The organism is Flavobacterium sp. (assembly GCF_036759525.1).
In the GTDB taxonomy this organism is placed as follows: Bacteria; Bacteroidota; Bacteroidia; order Flavobacteriales; family Flavobacteriaceae; genus Flavobacterium.
On sequence record NZ_DAIOUN010000001.1, the window covers coordinates 205813 to 219643 of the forward strand.

Sequence of the window (13831 nt, forward strand, 5' to 3'; positions counted from 1 at the left end):
GAAGAATTGATGTTGGCTTTTATGAATGGTGAATTTGATGTTTTGGTGGCCACCACCATTATCGAAAGCGGTTTGGATGTGCCGAATGCCAATACCATTTTTATCAATAATGCCAATAATTTTGGTCTATCTGATTTACACCAAATGCGAGGACGCGTGGGTCGAAGCAATAAAAAAGCATTTTGTTATTTTATCACGCCACCACAATCGGTCATGACGGAAGATGCACGAAAACGAATCAATGCGTTAACGCAATTTAGCGAGTTGGGAAGCGGTTTCAACATCGCCATGAAAGATTTAGAAATTCGAGGTGCCGGCGATTTATTGGGTGGTGAACAAAGTGGTTTTATCAACGAAATTGGTTTTGAAACCTACCAAAAAATCATGAACGAAGCCATTGAAGAGTTAAAAGAAAACGAATTCAAAGAATTGTATCAAGAAGAAAATGATTTGGAAACCAAAGAATTTGTCAAAGATCTTCAAATTGATACCGATTTTGAATTGTTGTTTCCGGATGATTACATTAACAGCGTGAATGAACGTTTGAATCTATACAACGAACTCGGAAATGTAAAAGATGAAGAAGGTTTATTGGCTTACGAACAAAAGCTAATTGACCGTTTCGGGCCTTTACCCAAAGAAGCCCAAGCCTTGTTAAACAGCATCCGTATCAAATGGATTGCCACCCGATTAGGCATTGAAAAACTCATTATGAAACAAGACAAGATGATTGGTTATTTTGTGGGCGACCAACAAAGTGATTATTACCAATCGGCTCGTTTTCATAAAGTACTTCAATTTGTGCAACACAACGGCAATCTCTGCAAAATGAAAGAAAAAGAAACCAAAAGCGGCTTGCGTTTGTTATTGACTTTTGAAAATGTAAAATCGATTAGGAAGGCGTTGGAATTGATGGAGATGATGGGAAGATAATTTTCACAATAACTATTTTTAAACTTATTTGACTTATATGGTAAAAAAATTAACCATATAAGTCATATATGTTTTATAAGCTTTTCAAGTCTTTAATCACTTTAAAAGCAACATCCACTTCCTCTTCACTTACTAAAATGGTAAATTCGTTGGAGGTTGAAATTACTTCGTTGATGATAATTCCTTCCCAAGCCAAACGTTGAAAAATGAAGTAATAAATTCCGGGAATGCTGATGTTCTCTTTAGGTAGTTTTACAGTAATGGAAGCCAAATTTTCCAATTTTTGAATCAATTTTTCACCAGAAAAATGTTTGTCAACTAAATAACCAACACTATTGCTTACCACGATATTTGTTTCATTTACGCCACGAGAAGACGTATAAAAAATACCATTTTCTTTATTGATTTCGGAAATCAAAGCCGCTTGTTTGTCTAAAATGGTTTCGGAAACCGCAAATGTATAATCGATTAATGAAGAACGAACCGTGATTTCACCAATGTTTTTTAAGACTTTTAAAATTTTGTGGTTCACTCGAAAATCCAATTCTTCTGAAAGGCGTTTTAAAGCCATAACCACCGCTCCTTGCTTGACATCTTTGCCCAATTCCTGCTCCAATTCGGGCATCATGTTTCGTGATAATGAAGTGAGATTGATGATACCTTGCGACAAAGCACTCAACAAAAAAGGTTTGGTCTTGATGTAATGTTCTACAACCGAAGAAATTGTTTTCATATCATTTCGTTTAAAAAACGCCACAAAGATATAAATAAAAACAATTTGTTACAAATATAACATTTAGTGTTTTATTAATTTTACCGTTTTCTTTTGTTGATATTGAATTACAGTCAGAAAATATATTCCACCGGAAAGAAAAGAAGTTTCCAATTGAATTTCGTTTATAGCTTTTCCTTCCAAAATTTTATTCGCTTTCAAATCAAAAAGCCTGTATTCAAAATGAGTTTTTGTGTCTGACTTTACTGTAATTACTTCTTTAAACGGATTGGGAGTAACGTTAAAAAGTATCGTTGGAGATGAATTTGTAAGCGATAAATTTTCACATAATTGGCAATTGCTGTTGGTTACATTTTCATTATCACTTGTTTTTAGTGCTTCAAAAAGTTCACCCGAAACACAATTTTCCTTCAAATAATAATCCAACCATAAATTGAGATAAGAATAAATAATTTGATGTTGCTGTGCTCTGGTTATTGTAGGTGAAGGTGAACAACTTCCTTCGCCCACCGAACAGAAAAAATTAGAATTAGCCATTTGACAATGACTTCCACCAGTAATGCCCAAATAATTTTTACAACTACTTTGCAAAGCGTTAAACATCGGTAATTGATTGGAAGCCGGAGGTGTGACGCAATCATTTACTCCGGCAATGGTAAAACTTGGTAAATCAATTGTAGAGGAAGCCGAAATCGCAGAAGGATTCGTTTCTGCTGCTGCAAAAGTAACCACATGATTAATTTGAGTAGAATATTGTTTCGCCAGTAAAGCACAACCACCCCCCATGCTATGTCCCATTACTGCATTTTTTGAAGAAACTCTTGAGAAAAAAAGCGAATTGGATTGATTGTTTAACCCATTCATCGCTTCAATAACAAAAGCCAAATCTTTAGCAAAATGGGTATGCGAAGGAGAAAATGAACCCTCTGTTTTTGGAAAGGCCATAATATATCCTTGCGGAACCAATTCTTCCCAAAAATTTTGATAGGCTTCAAAAGTCATGACAAAGCCATGCCCAAAAGAAAGCAACGGAAAAGTTTGACTGGAAGAGACCGTTATCGGAACATCTGTTCCATTGGTATCAGCCGGGTAAAAAACCTCAGTCGCAATAGTTCTATTTCGAGAAGCATCAAAAAGGTTGAGAGTAGTTCTTCCGATTTGAAAAGGTTGAGCAAAAAGGGTGAAACAACCCAAAAACCAAATGACAAATGCTTTTTTCATTTCTTTCAAAACAATTAATGGGTTAAAAATAAGCTATTTACTAAAGTAATTGCTAAAAATAATAAAATGCATCCTCGATATGTTCAATAGAAGTTTCCTGATTGTTGACGACAATACCAATGATGTCAAAACGCACTTCCAAATCCAGGTCGTTTTCAATCATGTATTGATCAACGGCTTTGACTAAGTTTTGAATCTTTTTCACTTTTACAAAATCTTGCGGTAAACCAAAATCGGCTGAGGTTCGGGTTTTGACTTCCACAATGGCTAAAATGTTATCTTTTTGGGCCACAATATCCAGCTCGGCTTTTTGAAAAACCCAGTTGCGTTCCAAGATTTCATAACCTGCTTTTTGTAGAAAATCAGCGGCTATTTCTTCTCCTTTTTGACCGAGTTCGTTGTGTTTTGCCATTTCTAAACTTCAAAATTCATCATTCGTTAATCGTTATTCAAACTTCAAAACTGTTCCACTTTCACTAACTTCTAATGTAACCTGCCTTCCAAAAACCAAGGCTCGATTATCCGGAATATGTCCAGCCGGAAAATTATATACTATCGGAATGTTGTATTTTTTTGTTACATCTTGAATAATTTCCAAGGCATTTTTGCCCCACGGAATTTCGTTATCATTCATTTTTGTCATGCTGCCCACTACAATTCCTTTTAAACTTTCCAAACATCCGTTGCGTTTGAGGTTCATCATCATGCGGTCGATATGGTATAAATATTCGTCTAAGTCTTCCAGAAACAAAATTTTATCAGTGCAATCGATCGCAGATGCCGACCCAAACAAACTGTATAAAATAGAAAGATTGCCGCCCACCAATTCACCTTTGGCTTTACCCAACTTATTCATTTTATCATACGGAATCGAATAGGAAAGGCTTTCGCCAAATAAGGCTTTGCGTAAGCTTTCTTTGGCTTCGGGAGTAGCTCTGGGAATATTAACCGGCATCATGCCGTGAATGGATTGAAAACCCATGGTATTCAAATGACTATGCAAAACTGTGACATCACTAAACCCAATCACCCATTTTGGATTTTTTTTGAATGCAGAAAAATCAATCAAATCAACCATCCGAACGGTTCCGTAACCGCCACGAACACACCATATAGCTTTTACATTGGGGTTGTTCATTTGCGTTTGAAAATCCTTAGCTCGGTCTTCATCTGTTCCGGCCAATTGATGATTATCTAAACCTATAGAAGAACCGATAATAATTTTTAAACCCCAATTCTCCAAAAACTCTTGGGCTAATTTTAAATCGTCATTGATATGTTTTCTGGCGGTGGCAACAATGGCAACCGTGTCGCCATTTTGTAAATACGGTGGAGTGATCATTTTTTTATCCATTTGAGCTTTGGTGGTGAAAAAAAGTGAAAGGAATAAAAGGGTTACAACGTTTTTCATGTTCACCGGTTTTCTTTTAACAAATAAACAAATTATCCTTTGGTTTAGCAAGTTGATTTGTTTTGAAATGATTTGTTATACGAATTTTTAGCCCGGATAGAAGTGGAAAGCCTTTTGCAGGATTGTTGTATTTTTTCTTGGTAAAAAAAGCGACCAAAGGAAGCTCTTTTTTTGCCTTAGAAAAAAACAACAAGACAAAAAAGCTTGGAACGAATAGCCGGAATAGCTTCTTGAAAAAAATAAAATGCAATCTCTGAAGTCATTGATTCGTGTCTCTGCGATAAAAAACTTATTTTTGCATACAATTTCGAAATTATGATAGAAAATCCGAAAAGATATACGATTACGGCGGCTTTGCCCTATACGAACGGCCCGATTCACATTGGACATTTGGCGGGCGTTTATGTTCCTTCTGATATTTATGCCCGCTATTTGCGTTTACAGGGAAAAGATGTGGCGTTTATTTGCGGAAGCGATGAACATGGCGTGGCGATTTCGATGAAAGCCAAAAAAGAAGGCATCACGCCCCAGCAAGTGATTGATAAATACGACGGAATTATCCGGAAATCGTTTGAAGATTTTGGAATTTCGTTTGATAATTATTCGCGAACTTCGGCTAAAATTCACCATGAAACAGCATCGGCTTTTTTTAGAAAATTATATGAAAACGGCGATTTTGTGGAAGAAGTGACCGAACAGTTGTATGACGAACAAGCTCAGCAGTTTTTGGCCGATCGATTTGTGATGGGAACGTGTCCGAAATGTGGTAACGAAGAAGCCTACGGCGACCAATGTGAAAAATGTGGTTCTACGTTGAATGCGACGGATTTGATTAACCCAAAATCGACCATAACCGGCACAACTCCGGTGAAAAAAGAAACCAAACACTGGTTTTTGCCTTTGAATCGCTATGAAGCTTTTTTACGGGAATGGATTTTGGAAGGCCATAAAAACGACTGGAAACCCAATGTTTACGGCCAAGTAAAATCATGGGTGGATGGTGGTTTGGAGCCAAGAGCCGTAACGCGAGATTTGGATTGGGGAATTGATGTTCCGGTGGAAGGTGCCGAAGGTAAAAAATTGTATGTGTGGTTTGATGCTCCGATTGGATATATTTCTTCTACCAAAGAATGGGCAGCAAGAGAAGGCAAAGATTGGGAACCGTATTGGAAAGATGCCGACACGAAATTGGTTCATTTTATTGGAAAAGATAACATCGTTTTTCATTGCATCATTTTTCCGGCGATGTTGAAAGCCGAAGGCAGTTTCATTTTACCGGATAATGTCCCAGCGAATGAATTTTTGAATTTGGAGGGCAATAAATTATCAACGTCTAAAAATTGGGCGGTTTGGTTGCACGAATACTTGATTGATTTTCCGGATAAACAAGATGTGTTGCGTTATGCTTTAACTGCGAATGCACCGGAAACTAAAGACAATGATTTTACTTGGAAGGATTTTCAAGCGAGAAACAATAATGAATTGGCCGCTATTTATGGGAATTTTATCAACCGAGTGGTGGTGTTGACGAATAAATATTATGATGGAATTGTACCTCAACCGAATGAATTTACGGAAGTGGATGAGCAAATTTTAGCAGAATTAAAAGCTTATCCGGCAGTGATTGCCTCATCTATTGAACGTTACCGATTTAGAGAAGCGTTGGGCGAATTGATGAATGTGGCTCGTTTAGGAAACAAATATTTGGCAGATGAAGAACCTTGGAAAATGGTGAAAACCGATCCGGAACGGGTAAAAACACAAATGTATGTGGCGTTGCAAATTGCTACGGCGTTGGGAATATTATCAGAGCCTTTTTTGCCTTTTACAGCCAAAAAAATGGTCACTATTTTTAAAAATGATTTGATTAGTTGGGAAAAAGTTTCCAAATCATCCGAATTAGTAAAACCCGGTCACAAAATTGGTCAGGCAGAAATATTATTTGCCCAAATTGAAGATGCTGAAATCCAAAAACAAATAGACAAATTAGAAGCTACTAAAACTGCAAACAAAATGGAAAACAAAACGGTTGAACCCCAAAAAGAAACTGCCACGTTTGAAGATTTTTCAAAATTGGATTTGCGTGTAGGCACGATTTTGGAAGCCGAAAAAATGCCGAAAGCCAATAAATTGTTGGTGCTAAAAGTAGATACCGGAATGGATGTGCGAACCATTGTTTCAGGAATTGCAGAACATTTTTCGCCGGAAGAAGTGGTTGGAAAACGGGTGACCGTTTTAGTGAATTTGGCCCCAAGAGCCTTACGTGGTGTTGAAAGCCAAGGGATGATTCTAATGACCAACAATGCCGAAGGGAAATTGGTTTTTGTGAATCCGGATGCGGATGGGGTGGATAATGGGGCTTTGATATCGTAATAATGAAAAAACAACCATCCATCATCGCCTTCGATGCCGACGATACCTTATGGCACAACGAACCTTATTTTGACGAGGCTCAAGAACGGTTTTGCGAATTGTTTCAGGATTTTGCTTCCAAACAGGAAATATTGGGTTTGATTTTAAACCATCAGGTAAAGAATTTACCGTTGTATGGTTTTGGAATTAAAGCGTTTACGTTGTCTATGATTGAATCGGCTTTGGAATTAACCAACCGTTCTATCTCAGGACAAAACATTGAAAAAGTCATTCACATTGGAAAAGATTTGTTGCAAAAACCGGTTGAATTATTGCCGGAAGTAGAACCTGTTTTACAGCAATTACATGGCAAGTACAAACTTATTGTTGCTACCAAAGGCGATTTAAAAGACCAACATCGGAAATTACATGACTCCGGAATTGGGCATTATTTTCACCATATTGAAGTAATGAGTGACAAGACCGAAATTGATTATCAAAAAATGTTAGGTCGTTTGGATTGTAAAGCTGAAGATTTATTGATGATTGGTAATTCTTTAAAATCAGATGTGTTACCGGTTTTGAATATTGGTGGTCATGCGGTTCACATTCCGTATCACACTACGTGGGAATACGAGAAAATTGATTTTGAAATCAATCATCCCAATTTTAAAGCCTTTTCATCTGTACAAGAAGTGCTTACACTTTTGTAATATGAAACTCCCGATTGCTTTTCATCCCATTTATAAACATCCGTTACCGGAAGGTCATCGGTTTCCGATGATTAAATATGAATTGTTACCTCAACAATTACTTTACGAGGGAACGGCAGAACATGATGCTTTTTTTGAACCGGAAGTTGCTAATCTGGAAACCGTTTTAAATGTTCACAAACGTTCTTATGTGAATGAGTTGTTGGAATTAACTTTAGACCCTAGATCGGCTCGAAAAATTGGATTCCCTTTATCAGCTGAGTTGGTTGAACGTGAACTTCGTATTGCGAACGGAACTATTATGGGAACACAAAAAGCTTTTGAAACCGGAATTGCGTTCAACATTGCCGGCGGAACACATCATGCGTATTCAGACAGAGGCGAAGCCTTTTGTTTGTTGAACGATCAAGCCATTGCAGCTCAATTTCTTCTGAATCAAAAATTAGCAAAAAAGATTTTAATAGTCGATTTAGATGTGCATCAAGGAAACGGAACAGCAGAAATTTTTCAAGACAATCCTTCCGTTTTTACTTTTTCCATGCATGGAAAATCGAATTATCCGTTTAAAAAAGAAGTTTCTGATTTAGATATTGCTTTACCGGATGGAACGAATGATGAAACCTATTTAAAAATTTTAACCGAAACTTTACCCCAATTAATCCAAAAAGAAAAACCGGATTTTATCTTTTATTTGGCCGGTGTTGATATTTTGGCAACTGATAAACTTGGTAAATTATCTTGTACGATTGAAGGGTGCAAAAAAAGAGATGAAATGGTTTTTGAGCAATGTTTAAAACATCAAATTCCTATTCAAGTAAGTATGGGTGGTGGTTATTCACCTGAAATCAAAACGATTGTTGAAGCTCATGCGAATACGTTTCGTGTAGCAAAGAATGTATTTTAATTATAATAAGTCCAATTGAAACCATCACTAACAAGAATAATGGTTTTATTTTGAGAATTAGGAGGTAAATCTAATGTATTTGATCCTGTGGAAGAGTTCTTTGGAAAGAAACGAAGATTTCCGTTTTGACCTTGAATACTTAATTTTGCCGTGTCAAAATTGGTTATATTCCTAATAAAATAAATTCTTCCAGGCACATCTGATGGATTAGGCAGTGAAAAATGATCTGTTGTGTTATTTCTCGGATCTAAAGAAATATAAACTCCATCATTAATAATTGTAGCTGTTGCAGCACTACCTCCTCCAGAAAGAGTTAAAACTTTAACAGAGAGGTTCCCATTGATATCTAAAGTGCTCAATGGATTGGTGGTATTGATTCCAACTTGCCCAAAAGCAAAAATTGAAAAACAACAAAAAAGCAACAAAATAATTCTCGACTGGCTCATATTCATTTGATTACAAAATCTAAATTATACAATCTTTTTGAATTAAATCTACGAAATACAACTTTTGCCTTTTACGAAAACGTTTTCGTGTTGAAAAGTTTTTCTAAATCAAGTGATTAAATAAAATTTCCCACAAAAAAAGCGATACTTTTTGGGTATCGCTTATATCAAAATTTACAGTTAAATTAACAAGCATGAAGCAACGAAATAATATCATTCCCATATCGTATTACTTTTTGTTCACCAAAACCTTTAATCTTTTTTAGATCATCCAAAGTGTCGGGTTTTAACTTTGCAATAGACATAAGTTCAGAATTATGGCAAATCATGTATTGCGGCAAACCCAACTTTGACGACTTTTCACTCCTCCAATGCTTTAAAGAATTTAAGGTATGTCGTTCAGACTCGCTCAACTCATCATAATTTAATACAGACATTTTATCAGACTCGAAGGTCTCCCTAGGTTTGTCATTCTTGGATATGTAGAATACCAAAACCGACCAATAATCAATCATTCCGGTTATAAAATGAGTGGCTGTTTTAATTACTTCAACATGGTTTAAAAATGTATTTAGCACCTCTTGATCATTCTGTAAATGCTCCCCACTTACACGAACTCTAAAATGTTTCAGTTTCATAATCATACTATTTTAAAATTACTTTCCCAAAAGCATAATTTCACTCACCGTAACTTCGGTAATAAACCTTTTATTGCCCTCTTTATCGTCATAAGATCTGGTAGATAGTTTTCCTTCTATAGCTATCTCTTTACCTTTCACTACATATTTTTCTATAATTTCTGCAGCGGCACCCCAAGCTACCAATCGGTGCCACTCCGTTTGTTCAACTTTTTCTCCTTTTTTGTTGGTATAGGATTCATTTGTTGCCAAGTTTAAGTGGGCTACTTTACCTCCTTCAAAGGTTTTTACTTCCGGGTCATTTCCTACGTGACCAATTAACTGTACTCTGTTTTTCATTGTGTTCATGGCGTATAAAATTTAATAATTAATAAGTATTGATTTTTGCTATTGAAATTGATTTTTGCTATTGAAATTACTTCTTAGTTCATCAAAATAAGTTCGTTAATCACCACTTCAGTCACATAACGTTTGTTTCCATCTTTGTCGTCATAACTTCTGGAAGTCAGCTTTCCGGTTAAACCGATTTTTTTTCCTTTGTCAACAAACTTCTCTATGATTTCGGCAGTTTTTCCCCAAGCAACTACATTATGCCATTGGGTTTGTTCTTTTTGATCTCCGCTTTTGTTTACATAAACATCTTTAGTGGCAAGTGATAAAGATGCTACTTTTTTTCCTCCTTCTAAATCTCTGATAACAGGATCTTTTCCTACGTGTCCGATTAACTGAACTTTGTTTTTTAATGCATTCATGGCGTGTAAAATATTAAATGGTTTATAAATTATTCTTGTCGTTGTTTGTTTTCGACGAGGCAAAGATTTGATGGTTTGCAAAATTTATTCGGTATAAAATCAATTACTTTCGACTGTAAATATTTGTAAACGTTTGCAAACGGAAAAGAAATTCATTATATTTGGTTGATTTTTAAAGTTTTATTACCATGAAAAACTGTTTAGAATGTGGTGAAAAAATCATTGGTCGAGAAGACAAAAAGTTTTGCAGCGACGGTTGTAGAAACGCCTACAACAATAAAATGAACAAAGACAGCAACAATTTGATGCGAAACATCAACAACAAGCTGCGAAAAAACTATCGTATTTTATGCGAATTAAACGTAGAAGGTAAAAGCAAAACCACCAAATCTAAACTTTTGAGTAAAGGTTTTGATTTTGAATTTTTCACCTCTATTTTACACACCAAAACCGGGAACACCTATCATTTTTTATACGATCAAGGCTACATGGCATTAGAAAACGACTATTTTATGCTAGTCAAAAGAGACCATTAAACTATACCACTTAACCATGAAAAAAAACCAACTTTCTGTAGTGCTTTCAATTCTGATTTTGGGAATAATATCATTTGTATTTTATCGAATGATGCCGTCAGATTATTCCAAAGGAGAAATTGCCCTTTCTGAATTTTCTACACAACGAGCACTCAAACATATTGAAATAATTTCCAAGAAACCTCATTATGTGGGTTCGCCTTATCACAATACTGTTTTAAATTATCTCAAGGAAGAATTGCAAAAATTGGGACTTGAAACTCAAATTCAAAAGAGTACGGTACTAAGTAAATGGAATAATCTTGTTGAAACCCAAAATGTAATTGCTAAAATTGAAGGATATGATTCTTCTAAGGCCTTGCTTTTACTCACACATTTTGATAGTGCTCCTCATAGTAAATCCTATGGAGCCAGTGACGATGCCAATGGTTTAGGTGTAATTTTAGAAGGAATCAGAACCTATTTACACACCAATAAAACACCCAAAAACGATATTATAATTGTGTTTTCCGATGCCGAAGAATTGGGCTTAAATGGTGCGTATGCTTTCGCTTCCGAACATCCTTGGGCTAAAGATGTAGGCTTAGTTATTAATTTTGAAGCTCGCGGAACAGCCGGACCATCCATGATGTTGGCCGAAACCAACGGAGGTAATGCCCAATTGATTAGAACCTTTAGCGAAGCAAATCCTAAATATACCGTATCTAATTCCTTAATGTACAGCATTTACAAAATGCTCCCAAATGATACTGATTTAACCGCATTTCGGGAAAAAGCTGATATTCCCGGATTTAATTTTGCCTTTATTGACGATCATTTTGATTATCATACCGTCCAAGATAATTTTGAAAACCTAACTCCGGAAGCCGTAGAACATCAATCTACCTATTTAATGCCTCTTTTAAAGTATTATGCCTCAGCAGATTTAAATCAACTCAAAACCGATGAAGAACAAGTCTACTCTAGTACTCCTATTGGGTTTTTTCATTATCCATTCTCGTGGAATATTCCGCTATTAATTATGGCATTTGTACTTTTTATAACCACTGTAATTCTCGGGTTCGGTAAGCATGTACTCGATTTTAATGAAGTGATTAAAGGTTTTGTTCCTTTAATTTTTACCATAGTTGTAGTTGGGCTATCTTCTTTTTTGGGTTGGAAACTTATTCTTGCCATCTATCCCCAATATCAAGATATGCTACACGGTTTTACTTACAATGGTCACAGTTATATTTTGGCTTTTGTTATGTTGGCTCTAGCAATTTGTTTTTGGATTTATGCAAAATTTACAAAAAGTAAAATCATCCCCAGTCATTTTGTAGCTCCATTGTTTTTATGGCTTATCCTAAATCTATTTCTTTACTTCTATTTAAAAGGAGCTTGCTTTTTTATAATTCCGCTTTACTTTGGTATATTTATATTGGCTTATTCGGTTTTTAAAGAAAAATCAAACGTTTTTCTTAATCTTGCATTAAGTATACCTGCCTTGTTTCTTTTTGTCCCTTTTATACAGTTATTTCCTATAGGATTGGGACTCAAAATGTTACCTGGTAGTGCTATTCTGGTTGTTTTGACTTTTACACTACTTCTCCCGGTTTTTGGAGAATATCCTAAAAAAAGCTATTGGGGTACATTTTTATTTTTTATAAGTATCGGATTTTTTATCAAAGCCCATATAGAAAGTGATTTTGAAAAAGGTAAAGGCAAACCCAACAGTCTTTTATATGTATACAATGCCGATAGCAATCAGGCATTTTGGACTACCTACGATAATGTTTTAGACCCGTGGACTAAAAACTATTTAGGAGAAAATCCTAGTTTAGAAAACAGTCTTAATCAGCACGGATTATCCAGCAAATACAATTCAGGTTACCGTTACTCGGCCGAAGCTCCAATAAAGAATATTGCCCATCCTACATTTACATTTTTAAGAGACACGGTAGTGGGCAATCAGCGGGCACTTACCCTTAAAATAGATGCAAATCGAAATGTGAATCGTGTGGATGTATTTGCACCGGAACATCTTAAAATTCATCATCTAAAAGCCAATGGAGTTAAGAACATTAACCAAAAAGGAAGTTTTTTTAAACGTAAAAAATCAAACGTTTTGAATTATTATCCCATTAACAATAAACCATTAACCTTGAGCTTTCAAATTCATAAAGACGACAACTTGGAATTAGATATTATGGTTTCTTCATTTGATTTGTTAGAAAATTCACAATTCAGTATTCCCAAACGACCCGATGCTTTTATTCCGATGCCTTTTGTATTGAATGATGCCATTGTAGTGAAGAAAAAGCTTAAAAAATCAAAAATAGAGGTACAGGTTCAAGAGACTACAACTCTTGCAATAGATTCTTTAAACACTCAAAAAGACAGTCTTGAAACAAATTAGCATTTTAGGTTGTGGCTGGTTAGGAATGCCTTTGGCAATACATTTGCTCCAAAAAGGCTATGCGATAAAAGGATCAACTACAACCGAATCAAAACTAGACCTTTTGAAAAGTGAGGGCATTTTGCCTTATTTAATTTCGCTTAATGCGAATGAACTTCCGAGTAATAGTGATGCGTTTTTAGAAAATTCAGAGGTTTTGATTATCAATATTCCACCCGGATTAAGAGGAAATACCAGTGAAAATTTCGTGGCGAAAATGGAAAATTTCATTCCGTTTATCCAAAAATCGTCGGTTAAAAAAGTGATTTTTGTGAGTTCAACTTCAGTTTATGCGGACGAAAATCAAATTGTTACCGAAGAAACAACGCCAAATCCGGAAACCGAAAGTGGAAAACAATTACTCAAAGTTGAAAATTTACTTTTACAAAACCCCCATTTTCAATCCACAATTCTTCGTTTTGGCGGATTGATTGGAAAAGACCGACATCCGATTAAATTTTTAGCCGGAAGAAATAATGTGGAAAATTCGGAAGCACCAATCAATCTAATACATCAAATAGACTGCATTGAAATCATCCAAAATATCATTGAAAAAGAAGTTTGGAACACGGTTTTAAATGCTGTGGCACCATTTCATCCCACCCGAAAAAAATATTACACCGAAAAAGCATTGGAAATGAATTTAATTCCGCCACAATTTAATGAAAATGAGCATTCTGTAGGGAAAACAATTTTATCAGACAAATTGATGCAACTTTTAAACTATCAATTTAAAAATTTAGGTTAAATTTACC

At 35.5% G+C, this 13831-nt stretch carries 15 protein-coding genes; 7 read left to right on the forward strand and 8 right to left on the reverse strand.

Annotated features, from left to right (window positions below):
- The coding region (locus V7M80_RS00930) for a TRCF domain-containing protein (protein WP_333693364.1) at positions 1-933 on the forward strand (933 nt) is incomplete at its 5' end.
- Positions 934-1006: 73 nt separating this feature from the next.
- Here the strand turns inward: V7M80_RS00930 and V7M80_RS00935 are convergent.
- The 4 genes from V7M80_RS00935 to V7M80_RS00950 all read right to left on the reverse strand — a co-directional run bounded on the left by V7M80_RS00935 (position 1007) and on the right by V7M80_RS00950 (position 4229).
- Positions 1007-1666 carry an aspartate kinase gene (locus V7M80_RS00935; RefSeq protein WP_333693365.1) on the reverse strand — a complete coding sequence of 220 codons (660 nt, stop codon included), beginning with the start codon at positions 1664-1666 and terminating at the stop codon, positions 1007-1009.
- Between the two features lie 63 nt (positions 1667-1729).
- Positions 1730-2887 carry a poly(ethylene terephthalate) hydrolase family protein gene (locus V7M80_RS00940; RefSeq protein ID WP_333693366.1) on the reverse strand — a complete coding sequence of 386 codons (1158 nt, stop codon included), beginning with the start codon at positions 2885-2887 and terminating at the stop codon, positions 1730-1732.
- A 52-nt stretch (positions 2888-2939) separates the two neighbouring features.
- A complete protein-coding gene (locus V7M80_RS00945; protein ID WP_333693367.1) occupies positions 2940-3299 on the reverse strand; it encodes a YraN family protein in 360 nt (119 codons plus the stop codon).
- Positions 3300-3332: 33 nt separating this feature from the next.
- Entirely contained in the window at positions 3333-4229 is an 897-nt protein-coding gene (locus V7M80_RS00950; RefSeq protein ID WP_333693618.1) for a S66 peptidase family protein, read from the reverse strand.
- A 384-nt stretch (positions 4230-4613) separates the two neighbouring features.
- Here V7M80_RS00950 and metG point away from each other — a divergent pair, with 384 nt between their 5' ends.
- From metG to V7M80_RS00965, 3 genes are read left to right on the forward strand one after another with little or no spacing between them, the layout of a single operon-like run.
- Positions 4614-6671, forward strand: coding sequence for a methionine--tRNA ligase (gene metG, locus V7M80_RS00955; RefSeq protein ID WP_333693368.1), 2058 nt, complete (start codon positions 4614-4616; stop codon positions 6669-6671).
- A gap of 2 nt (positions 6672-6673) precedes the next feature.
- Positions 6674-7363, forward strand: a complete 690-nt coding sequence (locus V7M80_RS00960; RefSeq protein WP_333693370.1) for an HAD family hydrolase — start codon at positions 6674-6676, stop codon at positions 7361-7363.
- A gap of 1 nt (position 7364) precedes the next feature.
- Complete coding sequence (locus V7M80_RS00965; RefSeq protein ID WP_333693371.1) at positions 7365-8267, forward strand: histone deacetylase family protein; 903 nt, start codon at positions 7365-7367, stop codon at positions 8265-8267.
- Here the strand turns inward: V7M80_RS00965 and V7M80_RS00970 are convergent.
- The 4 genes from V7M80_RS00970 to V7M80_RS00985 all read right to left on the reverse strand — a co-directional run bounded on the left by V7M80_RS00970 (position 8264) and on the right by V7M80_RS00985 (position 10103).
- On the reverse strand, positions 8264-8713 hold the full coding sequence (locus tag V7M80_RS00970; protein ID WP_333693373.1) for a hypothetical protein: 450 nt from the start codon (positions 8711-8713) through the stop codon (positions 8264-8266). The genes V7M80_RS00965 and V7M80_RS00970 overlap by 4 nt on opposite strands.
- Positions 8714-8898: 185 nt before the next feature.
- Positions 8899-9351 (reverse strand): HRDC domain-containing protein, encoded by a 453-nt coding sequence (locus tag V7M80_RS00975; protein ID WP_333693375.1) that lies wholly within the window; start codon positions 9349-9351, stop codon positions 8899-8901.
- Between the two features lie 18 nt (positions 9352-9369).
- Positions 9370-9699, reverse strand: coding sequence for a single-stranded DNA-binding protein (locus V7M80_RS00980; RefSeq protein ID WP_333693376.1), 330 nt, complete (start codon positions 9697-9699; stop codon positions 9370-9372).
- 74 nt (positions 9700-9773) lie between these two features.
- Positions 9774-10103 carry a single-stranded DNA-binding protein gene (locus V7M80_RS00985; protein ID WP_333693377.1) on the reverse strand — a complete coding sequence of 110 codons (330 nt, stop codon included), beginning with the start codon at positions 10101-10103 and terminating at the stop codon, positions 9774-9776.
- Positions 10104-10291: 188 nt separating this feature from the next.
- Between V7M80_RS00985 and V7M80_RS00990 the strand changes: the two genes are divergently transcribed.
- Genes V7M80_RS00990 through V7M80_RS01000 form a run of 3 tightly spaced genes read left to right on the forward strand, consistent with a single transcriptional unit; the run spans position 10292 to position 13824 of the window.
- Complete coding sequence (locus V7M80_RS00990; protein ID WP_333693379.1) at positions 10292-10639, forward strand: hypothetical protein; 348 nt, start codon at positions 10292-10294, stop codon at positions 10637-10639.
- Positions 10640-10655: 16 nt separating this feature from the next.
- Positions 10656-13037, forward strand: coding sequence for a M28 family peptidase (locus tag V7M80_RS00995; protein ID WP_333693380.1), 2382 nt, complete (start codon positions 10656-10658; stop codon positions 13035-13037).
- On the forward strand, positions 13024-13824 hold the full coding sequence (locus V7M80_RS01000) for an SDR family oxidoreductase (RefSeq protein ID WP_333693382.1): 801 nt from the start codon (positions 13024-13026) through the stop codon (positions 13822-13824). The genes V7M80_RS00995 and V7M80_RS01000 overlap by 14 nt, the downstream gene beginning before the upstream one ends.
- The last annotated feature ends 7 nt before the right edge of the window (positions 13825-13831 follow it).